Below are 21,680 nucleotides of genomic sequence, written 5' to 3' on the forward strand. Positions count from 1 at the left end.
CTGGCTGTCCTATTATGTATTATCTATAATCGAAATAAGCATAAGCTTATGAATAGACATTATAAGGCAGACCAATCTATAATAAAAACAGATTAATTAGATAAAAACTATCGATTTTTTAGGTTGATAAAAGTCTTTGGGCTAAAAAGATGGTTTTTTAGATAATAAAGGGTTTTTAAAATAACAGGTGGTTTTTAGATTGTATCAATAAGATAGGTGTCAGAGAAATTATGAAAAAAGCCATGCAGGTATTGCCAAAGATTACCCTCAAGCAATTATCAGTGTTTGTCAGTATTTATCAAACGGGTAGTACCAGCCGTGCCAGTGAAGCGCTGCATTTATCGCAGTCGGCGGTCAGTAGTGCGCTGACAGAGTTAGAATCAAGGTTACAGATGCCACTATTTGAGCGGGTTGGGCGTAGGCTTAATCAGCACCCCAATGCCCATCCTATTTATATACAGGCACAAGCTATCCTAGGGCAGGCCTTAACTCTAGAGCATTATCATAAGCATCAAGCAGGGCAGATTCATATCGGTGCCAGTACTACGATCGGCAATTATGTACTGCCGCCGCTGCTTGCCAAGCTATATGCGGCGCTACCCGACGCCCATATCGATATGTATATCGCCAATACTCAAGAAGTGGTCAGCGAAGTTGAGCAGTTAAATATTGATATTGCGCTCGTAGAGGGTATGCCGCGCCCGACAGATATGAAGGTGATTGAGCAGCGTGCGTGGCGGACAGATACCTTGATGATCTTTACCAAGCGCGATAGCAAATGGTTGACAGGCATGGCAGCGTATAACGATGCGGATAATTGCTACGAGCTTAGCATTGCACAACTGGCAAAGCTGCCGCTATTGGTACGAGAGGCGGGGTCAGGTACACGGCAAATTATCGATGAACAGCTGCTCAAGCATTTGCCTGATGCAGAAATCGTGATGGCGATTCAGCAGTCGGAAGCTATTAAGCATATGGTAAGTGCAGATATTGGTCTTGGCTGTTTATCACAGCATGTCATTCAGGCAGAGTTGACAGAAGGAGCGCTGGTACAGGTGAAAGTCGCGGGTATTGATTTATCACGGACTTGGTGGCTAGTGTGGCATAAAGCCCGCCATCAAAGCCCGATTTGGCAGAGCTTTATTGATATTTTGACAGAAGATTAATTTTAGTAGTAAATATAGAGGTATTAGCGAGAATATCTACTATTTTAGTTAGTAATAAAAAAGCGCATTGTCTGACATTGCGCTTTTTTTAATGAGCTTTTTTAATAGCTTTAACTAACTTGGAAACAACGTTAAGTCTTTTTTTAAACTACTTATTAACGGGCTTATCCAGTCTCACGACTAAGCTATCGCATGGGACATTAGGCAAGATATTATCTGCCGTCGCGCCACTGAGCCACGCTGCGATACCATGGCGTTCGTGACGACCGATGACTAGTAAATCAACATCATGCTTGTGACAATAGTTGACGATACCTTCACTGTTAGAGATGGCAGTGGTCACTTCAGAATTCACCGCATGCAAGTCATTACGCTCCAAAAACTGTGCCAATTTGGCGCGCGCTTCCTGACAGCGTTCATCGTCAATCTCATCGTATAAGCTGGAGGCTGGCACCAGCTCATAGCCGAAGCCAACCATGGTATCTTTGACGATATGTAATACCGATAACTTGGCGTTAGGACGATTCTCGACGATACGTTTGGCCTTTTGGGCGACCACATCAGCATCGGACATTAAGTCGGTGACCAATAAAATATGTTCGTAACTCATGAGCGGCTCCTTGTGACAGATGATTTTAACTATAGCACTACTGATGGCTGCTGTTAAGTAAGCTTTGAGTTCGCTTTGTGAAAATCCGACATTCTGCCATATTGGTTATCTTTATTACTACGGTATCTTGACTTATGAAGGTGCGAACCCCATCTAATTCCGTTAGGCAAATTCTTTTTAATTTATACCGGCGCATTGCTGTCATTTAAAATGATGCACGGGTACATGCCATTAAATTTGAATATTACTCATAGGTTAATCACAATAATACGCACAATATTTTTATATAAATATCATATAAAAAAGACCCTACGATAAGTATTACATACACTATTTATCTATTGTTTACTCCGATTTTATTTTATCGCCACTGGCTAGATTTAGTCATTAATCGCATATTATTCTAAATAAAATTAGAGCAATCCATAAGGAAAATTATGACCGACACGTTATCTACTACTGATCTAACTTTGCATCCTGCCTTTGAGCTGATTGAGCACCGCCATATCGATGCATTGTCGATGGACGTATTGATAAGCCAACACGTTAAAACAGGCGCGATGCATTACCACTTGGCACATCCAAGTGATGAAAACGCCTTTTTGGTGGGCTTTCGAACTCAGCCAATGGATTCAAAAGGTGAGGCACATATTTTAGAGCACGTGGCTTTATGTGGCTCTGAAAAGTTCCCTGTTCGTGACCCATTTTTTTCAATGATTAAACGCTCATTAAACACGTTTATGAATGCGATGACCGCTGCCGATTGGACGGCGTATCCGTATGCGACGCAAAATAAAAACGACTACTTTAATTTGCTAGCCGTTTATCTGGATGCCTCGTTTTTTCCAAATATTCATCCGCTGGATTTTGCCCAAGAAGGCATTCGTGTAGAGTTAGACGAAAATGACAAGCCGCAATTTAAAGGCATCGTTTTTAATGAAATGAAAGGCGCAATGAGTGGTGAGATTGACCAGTTGTATCATACGGTCGCCCATCATTTATTCCCAACGACGACGTATCACTATAATTCGGGCGGCGATCCTGCCGATATTCCTGACTTGACCCATACTGAGCTGGTTGAATTTCATCAGAGTCATTATCATCCATCAAACAGCGTGATTATGAGCTTTGGTAATATTCCAGTCGCTGAAACCCAAGCCAAAATCCATGAAGATGCCTTGATTCAGTTTGAAGCAGGTAAAAAACACGTCTCACGTCCTGAAAAACGCCTGTCTGCACCGATTAGTGCGGTTGATACTTATACGGCTGACGAAGCAGGGCCTGACCAAACGCATCATGTGATTGCATGGTTATTACCATCGATTACTGATCCGAAGCAGCGTTTAGCATTGCGTTTATTAGAAGGCGTGTTGGTTGAACATGCTGGCTCACCGTTACGTGCTTATTTGGATAGCCATCCACTTGGTAAAGCACCAAGTCCGCTACTAGGGCTGGATGACAGTCATTATGAAATGGTCTTTTATACCGGTCTGCGCGGTTCAAACCCTGAACACGCCGAAGCGGTAGAACAGGGCATTATTGATTTGCTTACACAAGTGGCGAGCAAACCGATTGATGATGAAACGATTGAGACGATTCTGCATCAAATCGAGATCGATCAGCGCCATATCGGCGGCGATAGCATGCCCTATGGTCTAAATCTCATGCTAGAAGGCTTTAGCACTGCCATTCATGATGGTAATCCTATCGATGTCTGGGAAGTTGATGAGCATTTGCAGTGGCTACGTGAGCAAGTAAAAGATGCGCAATGGTTACCGAATTTAATCAAGCAGCATTTGCTTGATAATCAGCACCGTGTCCGTGTGACCATGACGCCTGATAGTGAAAAAACCGCCCGTTTGGCGGCAGCTGAGCAGACCCGTCTTGATACCATCGAGATGGATTTGACCGCTGATGATAAAGCCGTCTTAAAACAACAAGCACTTGATTTGGCAGCGCGCCAAGCAGCGCCTGATGATTTAAGCTTATTGCCAAAAGTGGGTTTAGAAGACGTTCCAACCGATATCAGCTTTAAACAAGGCACGCAAAAGCAGATTAATTTAAGTGGCAAAGAAAGTACGTTATTTGAATATGAAGCAGGCACTAATGGCTTATATTATTATCAAATAATTGTACCGTTGACTGATGCGATTGGTAATGAGGATACAAGCGAGCTGCCCGTTAATGAAGTCATTAATCATCCGCTATTGCCGATCTATTTGAGCTTATTGTCAGAATTGGGTACAGATTCGCTCAGCGCGCATGAAATGCAGGCCAAACAAGCGGCGCATTCATCAGGGGTGACTGCTAGAATCAGCCAGCGTACCAATGTCGATGACAGCCAAGCGATTAGCAGCTATTTCGTCGTGGCAACGCGCGCACTCAATCGTAAACCTGAAGCGATTGATTTGCTCAAAGAAGTCATGGAACACAGTATCTTTAGTGAGCATGATCGTATCAAAGAAATCTTGCAGCAGCGTCAAGCAGGCTGGCAATCAAACCTTGCTGGTTCAGGGCATTCTTATGCCATGCAAACCGCCAGCCGTGGTATGAGTCGCCAAGCGCAATTAGAATATGTGCGCAGTGGTTTGCCAGCATTGAACGCGCTAAAAGACTTCTTAACCCATGCCAGTAGCGATGATGCACAGTGGGATAAATTAGCAACCAGTTTGATGGACTTACATCAACGTCTAATTAGTTTGCCTAAGCACGCGGTTATCATCTGTGAAGCGGAGCAAACCGAACGCTTAAGCAATTTAATCGTTGATAGCTGGAAAGACAGTCAAGCGCCAAAAATTGCAGCGCAGTTAAAAAATACCGATGCGAGTATCGACGCCAATATCCCAAGCGAGTTTGCCGAATTGCAACTTGATGCGGCGTTAAATGGTGAGAAAGACGCGGTCAAAGTGCTAGAAAGTGATGTGACGCTCGATGTTGAAGACTTGGCGTGGCTAGTGCCAACCAACGTCTATCATAATGCCAGTGCTTATACCGTGCCAGCGGCTGATCATCCAGATACGGCAGCCTTGATGGTATTAGCGTCTTATCTACGCAATGGTTATCTGCATAGCGCTATTCGTGAGCGCGGCGGTGCTTATGGCGGCGGTGCGGGCTACGATGCCAATGCCTGTGCCTTTAAGTTCTTTAGCTACCGTGATCCGCAGTGTGCTGAAACTTTTGCGCACTTTGATGCCAGTATCGAGTGGCTATTGAATGAACCGCAAACCGATGAGCAATTAGAAGAGGCCATCTTAGGTATCATCTCAGGAATGGATAAGCCAGGCTCTCCAGCAGGGGAGGCGGTTAAAGCCTGCTTTGCAGATTTGCATCATCGCGGCGTCGACTGGCAGCGTAAAATGCGTGCCTCAATATTGGCCGTGACCGTGGCAGACTTGCAGCGCGTCGCCAAGCAATATCTACAAGGGCAAAAGCACGTACGTGCAGTACTCGCGCCTTATGATAAAGAAGTAGCGGTAAAAGAGCTTGGCTTTAACGTTTGTAAAATTAAAAGTTAATAAGTGATAGCCAAAGCTAAAGTGTAGATAGTAAAAGAGCAGATAATACTAAAGTATTGTCTGCTTTTATTTTTGTTTTAAACAATCTATGCTGTAGCGGTTTAGCCGTCGCTAGTTATTATCTTAAACATCGCGGTTATTACTATATTTTGACATTATGGGCGTTAGTTGGTCACAGCTTAGCGGTGATGGCTTTTATAAAATTATAGCATTATTAGCTTTTGTAGCTTTTCTTGTCAACTATGCCGTGGTCTTTTACAACCTTTGGTGGATGCAGAAATTATGGAAAAAATAAATAATAAAATGGGCTTTCGTAAAGCTATTAGCCGCGCAGCTGTGCCGTTATCTTCATTAACGATATCGATGCTATTGGCGCTATTTGTTGTAGGCTGTGATAGCTCAAGCTCAACTATAGAAGATGATGTTACTGTAGAAGAGGAGACAGTAGATTCACTGAATTATCTACAAAAGCAATTTACGCCAGCTGATGACTCAAAGGCTACAGTAGAAGGCATTCAAAGTTTAGCTACTGCAAATAATGACTTTGCCATTAAGATGTATCAACAGCTCAATCAAGATAAGCCTGTGGATAATCTCGTATTCTCTCCTTATAGTATCTCCTCAGCCATGATGCTCGGCTATATCGGTGCCAGTGGGCTCACTTATGATGAGATTAAGCAAGTCTTCAGCTATCCAGAAGTGGATAAGATGCTACCTAATGCAGCAAGGTTATACAATCAGCTAAACCGTCCTAGCGCAAACTATAGCTTGTCTAGTGTTAATGAGCTATGGATTCAAAAGGGATTAAGCCTTAACTCAAATTATTTAGATAATATAAGCCGATATCTAGCTGGCAATGTCGGATCACTTGATTTCGCTAATGATCCTGATTTGGCTATACAAACCATCAACCAGTCCATTGCTAAACAGACTAATAATCTTATACCAAGGATACTATCAAAAGACGATATCAGTAAATCAACGCGTACCGTCTTGACCAACGCGCTTTATTTTAAAGGCGCTTGGGCAAATGAGTTTTATGATGGATTTACTGAGCCCATGCCGTTTCGTACTTTTGAGCAGGCGAATAATGCTAATAGCGAATCGGTAGTAAATATGATGCATCAAAATGCATGGTTTGGTTATATCGAGGATGAGCAAGCACAGATCCTTGATATGCCATACGCTGGCGATGAAATAGCTATGATAGTGATACTACCCAAAGAGACAAGTAAAAAAGCATTTCAACAATTGATTGATTTGCTGTCAGCTAAAAAAATTACAGCGTGGCAAACACAGTTTTCTGATAAAGATATTGATCTATATTTGCCCAAGTTTAAAATGGATATAAAAAATGCCGCCATGGCTGATACACTTATAAGTATGGGGATGCCAAGCGCTTTTACAGATGGCGCTGACTTCTCAGAATTTAGTAAAGACTTTAAACTCCAGTTTAATAAGGTGATTCATCAAGCAGTAATAGAGGTAGATGAGATTGGAACAGAAGCCACAGCAGCGACAGTCATTGAGATGATTGCGGACGCTTCGGAGGAGGAAGAGCCGATAATTCCTATTGAATTCAAAGCGGATCATCCGTTTATTTATACTATTTATCATAAGCCGACCGGTACCATTTTATTTATGGGACAAATGGTGAAAACAACAGATTAAATTAATTTTATAACACTCAAAGCTATATTCATATTTAAAAGCTGCCACTTTAAAAATGGCAGCTTTTATTGTGCATTCACTATGATTAACTACTTTCTAATTAAGTAATTGGCGACTGCTTTATAGGCAGGTAAAGAAGTCGGGTCTATTTTGCCGTTACTGGCATCTGGGTATGACGCAAAACGCACAATGACCATATCGGCTGCTGGATCGACATAGACAGTTTGACCGTGGACGCCGCGTGCTGCATAGATGGGCGTGGGGTTATTAAATAACCACCACATGCTTGTGTAGCTGCCGTTAGTCAGCTGCTTATAATCGGCTTTCGCAAAAGCCTCTTTATCGCCACCCGCTTCGATATTATCAACGACCGCAGCTGGGAATAAGCGCTCACCATTAATCTCACCTTTATTGAGCATCAAGCTACCAATGCGTGCCATATCATGCAAACCTGCACTAAGACCGCCGCCAGCAAACGGCGTACCTTTAGCATCGACCGTCATATAGGCGCTTTGTTCAGCGCCGATTTTTTGCCAGATGCGTTCAGAGAGTAATGCATTCACCGCTTTACCAGTCGTACGCGAAATAATCCAACCTAGCGCGTCGCTATTAATGGTTCGATAGTTGAATGCTTCCCCATGTTCGCCGTTCTTCTTAACTGTTTGCAGGTACTCAAAGTAACCATTGGGTCCTTTATAGTCTTTCGGTTTTGGTAGTGGGCTTGCCGCTTCTGAATACTTCCAGATATCGGCATTAGGATCAGCATAGTCTTCGCTATAATCTAGCGCTGTGGTCATGTCCATGACTTGGCGTACGGTTGCATCACCAAAGCCACTGTTCTTGAGCTCTGGAATGATAGAGGACACCAAAGCTTTATCGTCAAGCTTACCTTCGGTCACGAGGATTTCTGCTAACAGCCCAGTCATTGATTTGGTCATCGACATCGCCGCATGATTGCCCAGCTCATTGAGGCAGCCGTTTTGGCGCTCGTATACCACCTTGCCATGATGCATGACCATAATGCCGTCAGTATAATTGGCATCCAGTGATTGCTTCCACGTCATTAGGCGCTTACTGTTAGTAGGCATAAAGGTGATGGCATCGATATTTTTATCTAACTCATAGCTGAGCTTGGAAGGCGCGCCGATACCGCGACTGACGTCAGTGGTAGGCATCAACTCACGGATATGACAGACCGTCCAACGCAGCTTGGGAAAACTAAAAAAATTAGAGGAAGGTTGAGTAATCAGTTTATCGGCAGGCGGCGGAAAACCTTGCATCCAGCCAAGCGTTTGTGGGTCGGATTGTTTGGCGGTTAACCGTGCATCTTCCGCATGGCTGGTGATACTTATACTGGTTAGAGTCATGGCGATGGTCAGCGGTAATAGAGGTAAAGAGCGTTGCAATAAAGTCAGCATAATATTCTCGCAAGTCGGCTTAAACGATTAACTTCAGACAATAAAAAACCATTGATAAGTGGCTATATTCAAAACTTAGCATAAGACTTATCAATGGTTTTTACCAACCACTTTTGTAAAGCAATTGATTTTTTTATAAGGTTATTTTTTATAACGTTATGTTTATAACTCTATTCTTTATATGCTTAGGGTTAGTAGCGCTTGATCGCTTGGTCTTTACCGATGATATCCTGATGAATAGGGAAATTTTCATGGTTATCGTATTGCTTGCGGTCAGCAAAGTAACTTTTTAGGGTACGACGTACCGCTTCAAAGGCAAGTTTGTCCCATGGAATATCTTCTTCAGTAAATAACGCACAATCAAGACTTTCAGAGCCGATGCCATAAGCACCGTCTTTTAGCTCAGTGATATAGATGCTATAGATTTGCCCGATATCAGGAATATCATATAAGCAATATAAATGCGGATTGATGACGACCGCTTCTGCTTCTTCAAAACTTTCACGAGCGGCCCCTTCTGCCATGGTTTCGCCATTTTCCATAAAGCCAGCTGGCAGTGTCCATAAGCCATACTGTGGCTCGATCGCGCGGCGACATAGCAGTACCCGATGCTTATGCACAACGAGTGAGCCACAAATCACTTTTGGATTTTCATAGTGAATATAGTGGCAATTGGGGCATACCAAGCGTGGGATATTATCCGTGGCTGGTATTTTGCGTTCCGCTTCATGACCGCATTGTAAACAATAGCGCATATCAACTGCCTTATTTAATGATAAATCTACATGATAAATAGAAATGAGAAAAAGGATTGTCGTTCTTTGAAAAATTATGATTCTTATTTTATAAAATAGTATGACTTTAGCTTATCAGATGTTATGTGATCATAGCTGTTAATCCTAAGATAACACAAATTCTCATCACACTGGCAGTGATAATAACAAGCACACAGGTTTGCGCAACTGCTTACGGCTACGGTTGCTATTAATGAATGCATCAGCAGGCAAAGCAGGACAGTCACATAAAGTATATGCAGTCACGATAAGATTGCGCTAGGCTAGACTCACGCTAACTATTGAATGATAGCTTTACCAACAACAAGAGTAATGGCTTCCGCGACTGGTGTTGCTCTAAGTAAGGGTAACCAGCAAAGCGCGCGCATCTATCAGAGTAGGGGATATTAAAAAATGCCACTTTACGTCGCCAAGCATAACGATGAATGAATGGAAACCAACATGTAGTAGATGCGATACGCGTAGCAATAACTCTGGCGCAAGCGTTGTACACATTGCGAGAGATAAGCTCCACCATCCGATGCTTAATTCTAATAAAAATATAGGGCAATAATCATGTTACTTCCCCCGCAGTCGCTACGTTTTGATGAGTTTTCAGTCGCTGTGCCGGACTTTATTCGTTATCCCACTATTAGGACGCTGGCGGAACGGGTGCAGCATGAGACCTTAAATGCCGTTACCAGTCCTGCGCTGTATGATGCTAGCACTTCTCGTAGCACTCGCATTCTAGATAGCTTGTATCAAACACCCATTGCCGATGCCTCGGTATTGGTTGCCATTACCCATGAACGCCATCCAAAGCTGCTACTGACACGCCGCGCTGCGCACATGAACAGCCATGCTGGCGAGGTCTCTTGCGTTGGTGGTAAACATGACGCAGGCGACGGTAATAATGTCGTCACCGCTTTGCGTGAAGCCTGTGAAGAGACGGCACTACCACCTAATAAAGTCCAGCTAATTGGTCAATTGCCCATTCAAACCTCTAAAAGTGGTATGAGTGTGCGTCCTATTGTGGCGCTGATTGCGCCAGATTTACTATTGGTACCTGAGCTTGGCGAAATCTCGCGCATTTTTTGGGCAGATTTTGAAACCTTGCTGACTCAGCCTACTGTCGAGTATGCGGTAGAATATGCAATGCAAGATAAGATCGCGACTATTCTCACGCCTAGCTGGCAAGTGGATGGTGAAACGGTTTGGGGTCTGACAGGACGAGTCATTGCCAGTCTGCTAGAAACAGGCTTTGATCGGCAGCTTGAGTGGTATTATCGTATCCAAAATACGCGTAATTAATCCGTAAGGCGGCTAACGGCTAACGGCTGACGTCTAAACGTTATTCGTTTTATTTTAGCTACTATGCTTTATTTATAATTGCTTACTTATAATAATCGTCGTTTTTTTTAAGCCACCAGTTCATATTATCTTGGCGTTTGGCGCGGAAGGCTTCTAATTTTTCAGCCACACTTTGATTGTGTTGGCGTGCCGTATCGAGCGCAAAGAGAATCGGCACCGATGATAAGACACCAAAGCGGATTTTTGATTTTGGCAAATCCAGCCCATCGCCGATATCATCGCCGACCAAAGTACGAGTCACGCTAGCATTGACCATCTCAACGAAACGCCCCCGTCGATTGTCTTCGCCCATCAGCTGACGCGGCAAATCATGCAAGGCTTTGGCTAATGGTTGCCCCATTTTAAAATCAAGTTGCTGAATTGATAAATAGGTATAAAGCCATTCCCAACAGGCGGTTTCATCTTTTGGCAGGCGCTCTAAGTCAACCCCCATCCAATAACTGGCAAGATTCCATAGATGCAGAATACCTGCCGCTTCTTCAGTGCTGATGCGTGCGCCAAGTAGCCGTAACCCGCGCATAATCAACAATGAAAACTGCAAATGAGTAGCAATCATGTCGGTTTGATTGATAGGAAGACCCCAATAATCAGTATTCCAGCTGCCATCTGGCTTGTGATGTTGGTCGGCATTTGGTATGACGCCTTTAGCAGCATTGCCTTTACCTTTGAGCAAGTTTTGCCGTACTAGGGTATGAATTTGCCGCACCTTGATTGATTGCCGCCAACCTTCTGAGCCAATCGCCAATACTTGCTCGATAGACTGACGTTGATTATGGGCGTTTGTATTCGACTTATGTAATGGGGGATGTTCAGAGACGGCTAGGATATAGGCATACGTACGCATCAGGCGCGGCAGGGCATCGTGCATCAATGCGCCTGTCTGAATGAGCGGCAGGGAGAGGGCGGGAATGCTGTAGCCTGCCATCAGGGCGACATTACGTAGTAGCCAAATCAGCATCAGCGGATAGCGTCGATAGGCAACCGCACCGATTTGGGCAAGCTTGGGATCGAACCAATCGGGATGGTGGCTAAATTGTTCAGCCAAGGCGTTAAATGCAGAGTTGTTTGTGAGATTAGCATCGAATTTATTGCTATTGCTGCTGTCGCTGATAATAAATTGCTGTAGGGGCTTTGCAAAACGAATGCCGTCAGCGGCCAACGTATCTGCCAGTGAATCGCCAATATCGTAGCCCGCGACTATTTCATTTAATAAATCTTGCGAGATAACGAAGTCTTTTGGCAATAAATAACGCTTGATGCGCTTTAATACTTGCAAGTCGCTATGGTCATCAATCGCGGTCGTCCGTCCGTGACGCTGATAAGGTTTTATTAAGGGTTGTTGGTGATTCAAAGTAGCAGCCGTCTGTTTATCAGTTATGTTGATTGAATCCATATTTATCAAATGCCTTCTTACCAAATGCCTTCTTACCAAATATTTTCCTATTAGATTATTTCACAAGGCCAATAGTATTAATAGCTATTTGACTGGTTTAGAGCTTCTAATTGTCTTTGCGTGGTGTTCATACGGTGCTTGGCTTTACGCAGCTCGTCGGCTAATGATAGTAGACGCGCGCGTGCTTCTTTTTCATTAGCAAAGTTTAACATCGCCCCACTTTCTAGCTTATCAAACTCTTCTTGGTAGGTTTCTATGAGGCGCTTGTCTTTGTCTAACTGACTGTCTAATGCATAATAGTCTAAGCCTTTTTGATTAGCAGTTTGCAGTGTGTTCGCCAAGGTTAAAGGGCAAACATTATTGAGCTGACGTCCGCGCCGACCGACATTGTAAGCATTACTGGTCGTGCAGTATTGCTTAAGACCCAGCTGGCGACCGCGCTCCCATGCCAGATAGTTGGGGGCAACACTGGCCTTGGCACAGGCTTTGGCATGTGATGCAAGGCGGTCTGATGGGTAACCTGCCACGCCATCATTGTAGCCAATAGCCTGCCAGTCACCAACGAGGCACTCCTGCTTAGAGAGCGTGGCACAGCTTGATAGTAAAACAATGCTACCAAGGAGCGCCAAGCTTAACGAAGGCCGCAGTACAAACTGTCGCATGATTCTCTCTTCTATGGCTATTGATGCAAGTGCTGATATGGCTAATGAAAAATACTTTTAATGAACCATGCTCGGCTGCCAAAGTACGTGAACTATAAAATCATAAGCCACCGATAAGCTAAATCGCCTTTAGGTGGCTTATCTTCTTATTAATGAGGGCGAGTCAGATCGACTGAGGTGCCGCTTACATTGTCTTTCAAGCTGACTTTGAGCATGAGGTAACCTGCGATACCAGAGACGATTGAGCCCATAATAATACCTAAGCGCTCATCAAATAAGGCTGTTTCACCAGCAAATGCCAGACCGCCAATGAACAGACTCATGGTAAAACCAACACCACAGAGTAAGGCTGCACCGTAAATCTGCTTATAGTTCATGCCTCTTGGCATGGTTGAGATACCAAGCTTAAAGATTAACCAGCACATGATCATCACACCCAGTTGCTTACCGATGAATAGACCGGCCGCAATACCAAGCGGTACTGAATGGAACAGCTCAGCGAAGCCTGCACCTTTGAGAGATATGCCTGAGTTAGCAAATGCGAATAATGGCAAGATACCGAAGGCAACGGTGTTATGTAAATCGTGCTCTAGCTCTTCTAGTGGTGAGTGCTCAGGATCAGTACGGTCAAACATAGGAATAAATAGTGCTAAGACCACGCCAGCCAAGGTGGCATGGATGCCGGACTTGAGTACCGCAATCCACATGATCACACCGATCAGCAGATAAGGCGTGATGCTGGTGACGTTGCGACGATTAAGAAGGTATAAGAAAGGTAGACATAGACCTGCCACTGCCAATGACTCTAATGACAAATCACTGGTATAAAATAAAGCGATGATTAAAATGGCGCCAATATCATCAAAAATAGCAATCGATACTAAAAATACTTTTAAAGAGTTGGGGACGCGGTTGCCTAATAAGCTCAAAATACCTAGGGCAAAAGCAATATCAGTCGCGGCTGGAATCGCCCATCCTTTCCAAAACTCAGGCTCGTTATAGTTAAAAAGTAGATAGACAATCGCTGGCATAATCATGCCACCGAGCGCCGCACCAGCTGGCAAGATGATTTGCTTAACATTAGACAGCTCACCGATCAACACTTCACGCTTTAGCTCAAGTCCCACTAAAAAAAAGAAAATCGCCATTAAACCGTCATTGATCCAGTGATGAGCGTCTTTAGCGATAGCGAACTCACCGATTTGAATGGCAACGGGTGCGTGAATAAAGCCCTCATACCACACATTAAGAGGGGAGTTGGCAATAATCATTGCAGCAATGGCAGCCAATGCTAGGACGATACCGCCCGCTGCCTCAAATTCAAAAAATGCTTTAATCCTGCGTATTGCCATATCATCCTCATTTGCTAAACACGAATTACAAATTAATCCAATAACCTCAAATATCTATGACACGACTCATAAAGACATGATAGACAGCAACAGTTTCTCATACTCTTATTGATATAGACAACAAAATACGTCAACCAAAAGTTATAAGTGCCGCCTGTCACATTAATAATAGCGATATTATAAAGTCGATAGAGCAGACAAAAGCCTTATAAGTCGTTACATACTTTTAATCAATCGCTGCTTATTTTAGATACTTATTAAGCCGTTAGACAAATCTAGCAGACTTTTTTACGTTTTTGGCTTTTTTTAGCGTTTTATCTTTATAATGATTGGCATTTTGTGATGTTCTGTCACAGCTTTAATACATATCAGCAGTACTATCAGCTAATGAATAGCAAAGTTGATAGCAACATTGCTACTAATATTTTATTTCCTGTTCTTAAAGCCAGTTTTTAGGACTTCCTCATTTTCCATCATAAAATTTACAGGTCAGCGTCATGGACTTATCGCTTTCGTTAGAGGTTATATTAATGCTTACCGCTGTGGCAGCGTTGGCAGGCTTTATTGATGCTATCGCTGGTGGTGGCGGTTTATTGACCATCCCCGCCATGTTACTCGCCAATATCCCACCAGTGCTAACGCTCGGTACCAATAAGCTACAAGCCGCTTCAGGTGCGCTAGCAGCCTCTATTACGATGATTAGAAAAGGGGTGGTCAAACCGCAACGTATCAAAGTAGCTATTGTTGGCGCTTTTATCGGTTCTGTTCTTGGCACTATCGCTGTACAGATGTCGCCGCCAGATCTGCTTGAGACACTGATTCCGTTTTTGATTGCGGCTATCGGGATTTATACCTTGTTTGCGCCTCGACTTGGCGAAGTAGAAGCTGCGCCGCGTATCTCAGAAGGCAAATGGCAAAAAGTGGTTGCACCATTAATTGGTTTTTATGATGGTTATATTGGACCAGGCACAGGGATGTTTTTTGCGCTCGGCAACGTGGCGTTGCGCGGTCGGCAAATTATCGAAGCAACAGGTGCAGCAAAGGTATTGAATCTATCGACCAATATTGGCTCGTTAATATTCTTTATTTTGGGCGGTAATGTCTTGTGGAAAGTAGGGCTTGCCATGATGGTGGGACAAACGATAGGCGCGTATTTTGGCTCTCATATGGTGGTCAAGGGCGGTAGTAAGCTGATTCGTCCGATGATTGTAGTGGTATGCTTGGCGATGGTAACCAAATACGTTTTTGGTTGATTGTTGTTCATCAAGTAAATGTATTTAGCAAAGAAAAAACCTCAGCCAATATGACTGAGGTTTTTTATGTATCGTGAATAAATTATCAAAATCTATTCAATGCGAGTGCCTAGCGGCGACGATCGATATCATCGTACTCACTGCCCATGATCCCATCACTAAAGACTTCAGAGAATTCACGCTCATTGTCTTCATCAATGTGACCATCAAACACGTCTTTTGCGCCAGCGTTAGGATCGTTATAAATAGCCAAATCCATTTTGCCTTCTGATTTTGCCACAATAGCCGTCACAGCAGCATCGCCACCGACGTTCACTGCGGTACGTAACATATCAAGGATACGATCCACACCTAAGATAAGACCGATGCCTTCGATAGGTAGACCGACTTGGGCAAATACCATTGATAGCATAATCAGACCAACACCCGGTACACCAGCGGTACCGACGGAAGCCAAAACGGACATTAGAATGACAGTTAGATACTCAGTCACGCCCAAGTCAATACCATAAATATTGGCAATGAAAATGGTCGCCGTGCCCTGCATGATGGCGGTACCATCCATGTTGATGGTCGCACCAAATGGAACAGTAAATGAAGCAACTGAGTTATTGACACCCATGCGCTTGGTTACCGTACGCAAGGTAATAGGAATCGTCGCGTTCGAGCTTGACGTACTAAAAGCAAAAATCTGAACTTCGCGCATTTTTGCCAAAAAGGTTTTGATGGATAAGCCTGAAGAGACTTTGAGTACAATCATCATAGTGACAAAGAAATGGAATGCCAATGAGCCGACCAATACCGCCACATAACCGAGCAGTGACCAAATCAAGTCTAAACCCAGCTCTGCCATTGCTTTGGTCAATAGCGCAAATACACCATAAGGCGCAAGATTCATAATGATGGTCACCATTTTTAAGATGACTTCATTGATTAATTCTAAGCTCTGCACTAAGCCTTTGGCAGGTTTACCCACCATCAAGATACTAACACCGATCAAAATAGCAAAGAAAATAATCGATAACATATCACCATTTGCCATCGCGCTGATGGGGTTTGATGGGATAATATTAGAGAACACATCTAGCAGTGGTGGTGCTGAAGCTGCTTCAAATGCCGCTTCGGTTTCGATATTCATGCCTTTACCGATACCAAATAGCACGCCAAGCCCAATCGCTGTTGCGATAGCCAGAGCTGTTGTCATCATATAAATAAGAAATGTCTTGGTGCCGATGCGACCAAGCAAACGAATATCCCCAATACCGCAAACACCGCAAATCAGTGAGATCAGCACCAAAGGCACGACTAGCATTTTGAGCGAGTTGACAAATAGCTTGCCGACAATGGCGAGGAAGCCATTGGTAATGTACGTATGAATGAAACCGCCTTCAGCGTTCAGTCCTGAATAGTTTATAAACAATCCCAGTATGATACCGAGTACCATAGCGACAATAATCTTGCCGGTCAGTCCCATATTTTTCCACATAACTTATATCCTTTGTGTACGTGCCCCAGTAGCGAATAGATAGGCTGCTCACATCAATGTGATTGTTGCCATTATTATCACCGCTCTTGCTACGTCTATTAAATTCTTTCAACTTCCACTTAGTGTCACGTTTTCGGGGCACAATATAAAATAATTGTTAAGGATACTGCAACGTTTTTTTATGACTAAGGTAATATAAATCAATAGTTAAGTTATCTGCGCCGAATTTTTCGCGAGTAAAGTAGGTAAATGACAAGGCATATTGACCAATATTAAGGCGTGTTGAACATTCAAAAATAGATACGGCTGATCGCCAAAACTGTTCTAGACAAAGCATAAAATGACGGTAATGCTCATGCCTTAATTAGTTTTATAACATATTTTTTATATGGAGCTGGGAGAATTTAGTATTATTTCCAATATTAATAGAGGGAGACAGGGCTGTTTTTTGCCATTTCATTGTTAAAAGTAGACGCTTAGAATGACTAAACTGACTATTTTTAATGTTGAGCTGCCTAAAAAACAGTCTCTGTCAGTGCCATGGTTGAATCATCAAACACGCCTTAATGGTTAAAAATGGAGATTCATAACTAAAAAAAGACTGCTCAAATGGGGCAGTCTTTTCTAAGTGAATGGTCAGAATGTATCGTGCAAGGCTTCTATAGTCATTCCACTATAAAAGTATTACTGCGTTAACCTCGCTTGAAGTATTAAATATACATCTACACTCGGTTGCCTTGTACTACTTTTAAATTGAATCGACTATAGCAGCCTTAACATCTATTATTTTTTAAATATTTTAAGCCTGATTCTTTTGTGTCTTGTTATTTCAAAGCTTGTTATTTAAAAGCTTGTTATTTAAAAGCCTATTGTTTCAAAGCTTGTCATTTTAAGAATTATCAAAGCTTTTTATTTTAGACTTTGTCACTTTCATCACGGCGTAGACCATCCTGCCATTTAGAATCAGTAGCGGCAGGTTTGTCTATATCATTCTTCACATTTTCTGCATCTTCAGATATTTCAGAACGCTCTAGGTCGTCAGCATTATGTTGATTCAGACGATGGTTGTTACTCATGCGTTCACTTAAGTGTGACTCTGCGTCACGGTGGCGATGATCTAGTGCTTCCACCTCAGGCTCAGACTCATCAAAATCGGTCTGTGCACGTACCTCCTCAATGGTATCTTGCTCTTTAACCATTTCTACATCACCGTCACTCTCATAACCATGATTGGGGTTGGCATCGCCAGTTGGTTTGTCTGTATTGACGGGCGTACCCAAATCATTAGAGTCGACATCATTTTCAGCTGTCATGTTTGTCGCAATGCCGTTTCTAGCTTGCGCGTCATTTTTTAATTGTGCATAGTCCGTCAGTTGCTGTACAGCATTATCAAGGCTGTGTGGATTGGTGCGCTCTTGGGCATGCAATAAATGTTTATCGAACACATCGGTCAATAATGAGTCAAAGCGTATGGCGTTGTACTGAATAAGCACTTCAGCTTCTTCTTCAGTAATATCGCCATTTTGGCTGGCATATACCACATGATCCTCAAAAGTCAGCCCTTCAAAACTGTCTTTGTGTTCAGCCTTTTTAAACCTCTGCCATAATGGCTCGATGCTCAGTAGCGTTTGATAAGCGTGTTCCATACGTCCAGTTACATCATCGGCTTCAGTATTATAATAGACCATGGTTTTGAGGTAATCACGGAACGGGTTGGCTTCAAAGTCATCCATAAAAGCATCGCCCAACTTGCGTTTGAGCTCATCGCTTGGCGGCGTAAAGATAGAGCCGCTGGGGAAAGTCACAAAACTGACCAAACTGGCCGCCATACGATTAGGGAAGTTTGCAAAAAAGGCTTCAAAAGCTTCTTGAATGGTATATAAGCTATTTTGTAAGGCAACCTCAGCATGCAAGCGTTCGGACGCTGATTTAGTACCATGCTCATAAAACTGCAAAATAGCAGTGCTAATGAATAAATGGCTATGAATATCAGCTAAGCGTCCAGACAGCATCTCTTTACGTTTTAAATCGCCAGCGAGCAACCCTAACGCCATATCAGCCGTTAAGGCAAAGCTTGCGCTCAGGCGGTTGATGTGTTTGTAGTATGGACGAGTAAAGCTGTCCGCAAAGCTGGGTGCATGATTACTGCCACCGACATAACCTGCGACAAATGCCTTTGCGCCGCGATTAAAGGTATAACCCAAATGTTTAAAAAATAGCGTGTCGAACTGTTTGAGTGCGCCTTCTTTATCTTCGCTTTGCAGCAATTGCAGCTCATCAAAGAGATAAGGATGGCAACGCATCGCACCTTGACCAAATATCATGAGTGAGCGCGTCAAGATATTTGCGCCTTCAACCGTGATAGATACTGGAATTGCCTGATAAGGTGTGGCCAAAAAGTTACGTGGACCCATCTGTACCGCGCGACCACCAACCACATCCATACCGTCATTGACCACACTGCGCATGGTTTCAGTAGCATAGTATTTTGCCATTGCTGTCATCACTGATGGTGTACCGCCTTGGTTCAGACCGCAGGTGACGAGGTGACGAAATGCCTCTAGCATATAAGTGTTACTGGCCATGCGGCTGGTAGCGTCTTGGACGCCTTCAAACTTGCCAACAGAGATTTTAAACTGTTCGCGTACTTTGGCAAAAGCACCGACAGACAGATACGTCATTTCACTGGCTGAGGTTGATAAAGCTGGTAAAGAGATGCCGCGACCAACGCCCAAGCACTCCATCAGCATACGCCAACCGCGACCTGCATTTTCGACGCCACCGATGATGTAATCTAGTGGAATAAAGACGTCTTTACCATCGACTGTACCATTCATAAATGGCGAGCCAATTGGATTATGGCGTGGTCCTATGATAACGCCTTCATGGCTGGCAGGAACGAGCGCACAAGTGATACCGTAATCGGTCTTATCAGGATTGCCAAGCAAACCTTCAGGATCGTGCATCTTGAATGCTAACCCCACGACCGTGGCGATAGGTGCGAGGGTAATCCAGCGCTTAGAAAAGTTCATACGCAAACCGAGCACTTGCTCGCCCTCATGCGTACCATAACAAACTACCCCTGTATCTGGAATCGCACCAGCATCGGAGCCTGCTTCAGGACCCGTCAAACCAAAGCAAGGCACCTCGTCACCTTTGGCAAGACCGGGTAGCCAGCGCTGTTTTTGTTTGTCCGTACCGTAGTGCATCAACAGCTCACCAGGGCCGAGCGAGTTTGGCACCATACAGGTAACCGCAGCGGTCGGCGAGCGCGAAGCGATTTTACTCATGATACGGCTTTGTGCATAAGAGCTAAAATCTAAACCGCCAAACTCTTTTGGAATGATTAAGCCTAAAAATCCATTGGCTTTGATAAATTGCCACGCTTCAGGCGACAGCTCTTTGTCTTCATGCTGAATTTTCCATTCATCAAGCATGGCGCATAGTACTTCTACTTCATTATCAATAAAGCTTTGCTCTTCTGCCGACAGCTCTGGATAGGGATATTGAGCAAAAGTGTCCCAGTCGGGATTGCCCATAAACAGCTCTTTTTCCCACCAGCTGGTACCCGCATCCAGTGCTTCGCGCTCGGTATCGCTCATGCTCGGCATTGCCCCGCCCAAAGTCTTGTAAACAGGTCTGGTAATCAGTGACTGACGAATAGGAGCGACGAGCAAAACGATGCAAAGTAAAGCGATTGGTATGCCCAAAATGAGCGACCAAGGACTGATAAAGGCGGTGACAAGAACGGTAACTAGGGCAACGATACTGCCTGTGACTCGTGATAGAGACAATAAAAAGATGGCCAAAACCATGGCTAATTGAATAATGATTGCCAAAATAAATAAGCCAATTGCCATGACTGTCTCCTTTTATAACGCTAAACCAAAAGCGCGAAAAATGTGTGTGTATTAAAGTATTTGAATAAATCTTGTTGTTATTTTTGCTGATGTTTAAGGGTCTGGTGACCAAATTAAACTAATGAGCCATTATGGATTTTGTAGCATATTTTATAATCAATTTTAATTTGTTGAGCATTTTACAAAAGTGACTTTGATAACTGTCTAACCAGTGACAGACAAATAAAAGACAAATTTAGCCATCAATATGAAACAGTTGCCGATAACTATCAATAGCTAAAATGCTACGCTGTGTCGATTATATGTATCAAGATTTTCTCATATAGGCAAAAACAACAGTCGTAATTAATTATCCAAAAGGCGCTAAGCCGCTTTCTGCATAAGATAATGTCTCATTGCGTCCAACAATGATGTGGTCTACCAAGGATAAATCGATTAAATCGCATGCTTTCTTTAGCTCGTAAGTTAATAAGTTGTCTGCCGTTGAAGGGGTCGCGTCGGTATGCGGATGATTGTGTGCGACGATGAGTTGGCTGGCGGCGTGACTCAAGGCATGACGCAGAACGTGTTTGATACAAACGGAGCAAGAGGAGATGCCGCCAGTAAACAGTATCTCAAAATTAATGAGATTTAACGCATTGTCTAAGCAAAGTACTGCAAAGACTTCGCGATGCTCCCTGCGCAGCTGAGTGCTGATATAGTCTTTGACCATTTTCGAGCGCCCAAGTGCGTGACCAGTTTTAAGCTGACTGTCCAAATAACGCGTGCCCATCTCAAGTGAGGCCAATATCTGCGCGTATTTGGCAGGACCAATACCATGACAAGCAAGAACCGTCTGTTGCGGCGCTGCCAATAATTCTGCCAAGCTACCAAATTGCTCGATCAAATGACGCGCCAGCTCGATAGCTGACTGTGACTGCGTACCTGTGCGCAGAAATATCGCTAATATCTCGGCATCAGATAAATGAGCTGCCCCAAATTTTAGTAGTTTTTCACGTGGTCTATCATCTTCATGCCAGTCTTTAATCGCCATTGTCACTCCTTGAGAATGGATTGCTGCTAGATATATTGAGTAAATACGGAAATTCTTACCCAACTTATCTCATAATTGTTACTATAAGCGCAATTTTATCTTTCAACTTTTTATTGA

General features: G+C 43.5%; 14 protein-coding genes. 5 read left to right on the forward strand and 9 right to left on the reverse strand.

Annotation, left to right across the window (positions count from 1 at the left end; genetic code table 11):
* Positions 1 to 230: 230 nt before the first annotated feature.
* Positions 231 to 1,166 carry a LysR substrate-binding domain-containing protein gene (locus I3252_RS01720; RefSeq protein ID WP_238034019.1) on the forward strand — a complete coding sequence of 312 codons (936 nt, stop codon included), beginning with the start codon at positions 231 to 233 and terminating at the stop codon, positions 1,164 to 1,166.
* A gap of 148 nt (positions 1,167 to 1,314) precedes the next feature.
* Here I3252_RS01720 and I3252_RS01725 read toward each other — a convergent pair whose 3' ends face one another.
* Positions 1,315 to 1,776, reverse strand: a complete 462-nt coding sequence (locus tag I3252_RS01725) for a universal stress protein (RefSeq protein ID WP_045453475.1) — start codon at positions 1,774 to 1,776, stop codon at positions 1,315 to 1,317.
* 437 nt (positions 1,777 to 2,213) lie between these two features.
* On the opposite strand from I3252_RS01725, the gene I3252_RS01730 reads away from it, so the two are divergent.
* Positions 2,214 to 5,291, forward strand: coding sequence for an insulinase family protein (locus I3252_RS01730; RefSeq protein WP_238034020.1), 3,078 nt, complete (start codon positions 2,214 to 2,216; stop codon positions 5,289 to 5,291).
* Positions 5,292 to 5,573: 282 nt separating this feature from the next.
* Entirely contained in the window at positions 5,574 to 6,962 is a 1,389-nt protein-coding gene (locus I3252_RS01735) for a serpin family protein (protein WP_238034021.1), read from the forward strand.
* 89 nt (positions 6,963 to 7,051) lie between these two features.
* On the opposite strand, the gene I3252_RS01740 is transcribed toward I3252_RS01735, so the two are convergent.
* Both I3252_RS01740 and I3252_RS01745 read right to left on the reverse strand, forming a co-directional pair.
* Positions 7,052 to 8,380, reverse strand: coding sequence for a serine hydrolase (locus I3252_RS01740; protein WP_238034022.1), 1,329 nt, complete (start codon positions 8,378 to 8,380; stop codon positions 7,052 to 7,054).
* 191 nt (positions 8,381 to 8,571) lie between these two features.
* Positions 8,572 to 9,135 carry an NUDIX hydrolase gene (locus tag I3252_RS01745; protein WP_045453478.1) on the reverse strand — a complete coding sequence of 188 codons (564 nt, stop codon included), beginning with the start codon at positions 9,133 to 9,135 and terminating at the stop codon, positions 8,572 to 8,574.
* Between the two features lie 594 nt (positions 9,136 to 9,729).
* Here I3252_RS01745 and I3252_RS01750 point away from each other — a divergent pair.
* Positions 9,730 to 10,464: a CoA pyrophosphatase gene (locus tag I3252_RS01750; protein WP_055124790.1), complete on the forward strand. Its 735-nt coding sequence runs from the start codon at positions 9,730 to 9,732 to the stop codon at positions 10,462 to 10,464.
* Positions 10,465 to 10,546: 82 nt separating this feature from the next.
* On the opposite strand, the gene I3252_RS01755 is transcribed toward I3252_RS01750, so the two are convergent.
* The 3 genes from I3252_RS01755 to nhaA form a co-directional block, all read right to left on the reverse strand.
* A complete protein-coding gene (locus I3252_RS01755) occupies positions 10,547 to 11,917 on the reverse strand; it encodes an oxygenase MpaB family protein (protein ID WP_238034023.1) in 1,371 nt (456 codons plus the stop codon).
* Between the two features lie 77 nt (positions 11,918 to 11,994).
* Positions 11,995 to 12,579: a DUF2799 domain-containing protein gene (locus tag I3252_RS01760; protein ID WP_238034024.1), complete on the reverse strand. Its 585-nt coding sequence runs from the start codon at positions 12,577 to 12,579 to the stop codon at positions 11,995 to 11,997.
* Positions 12,580 to 12,728: 149 nt separating this feature from the next.
* The gene (gene nhaA, locus I3252_RS01765) at positions 12,729 to 13,931 is read right to left on the reverse strand and encodes a Na+/H+ antiporter NhaA (protein ID WP_045444001.1); all 1,203 of its coding nucleotides are present in this window, start codon (positions 13,929 to 13,931) and stop codon (positions 12,729 to 12,731) included.
* A gap of 497 nt (positions 13,932 to 14,428) precedes the next feature.
* Here nhaA and I3252_RS01770 point away from each other — a divergent pair, with 497 nt between their 5' ends.
* Positions 14,429 to 15,184, forward strand: a complete 756-nt coding sequence (locus I3252_RS01770) for a TSUP family transporter (RefSeq protein ID WP_045453480.1) — start codon at positions 14,429 to 14,431, stop codon at positions 15,182 to 15,184.
* Between the two features lie 109 nt (positions 15,185 to 15,293).
* Here the strand turns inward: I3252_RS01770 and I3252_RS01775 are convergent, their stop codons facing one another.
* From I3252_RS01775 to radC, 3 genes are all read right to left on the reverse strand, one after another.
* A complete protein-coding gene (locus I3252_RS01775) occupies positions 15,294 to 16,670 on the reverse strand; it encodes a dicarboxylate/amino acid:cation symporter (protein WP_045444003.1) in 1,377 nt (458 codons plus the stop codon).
* A gap of 914 nt (positions 16,671 to 17,584) precedes the next feature.
* A complete protein-coding gene (locus I3252_RS01780) occupies positions 17,585 to 20,530 on the reverse strand; it encodes an acyl-CoA dehydrogenase (protein ID WP_238034025.1) in 2,946 nt (981 codons plus the stop codon).
* Positions 20,531 to 20,879: 349 nt separating this feature from the next.
* On the reverse strand, positions 20,880 to 21,563 hold the full coding sequence (gene radC, locus I3252_RS01785) for a DNA repair protein RadC (protein ID WP_238034026.1): 684 nt from the start codon (positions 21,561 to 21,563) through the stop codon (positions 20,880 to 20,882).
* Positions 21,564 to 21,680: the final 117 nt, after the last annotated feature.

It is taken from the genome of Psychrobacter sp. Ps4 (genome assembly GCF_022129285.1).
Taxonomy (GTDB): domain Bacteria; phylum Pseudomonadota; class Gammaproteobacteria; order Pseudomonadales; family Moraxellaceae; genus Psychrobacter; species Psychrobacter immobilis_A.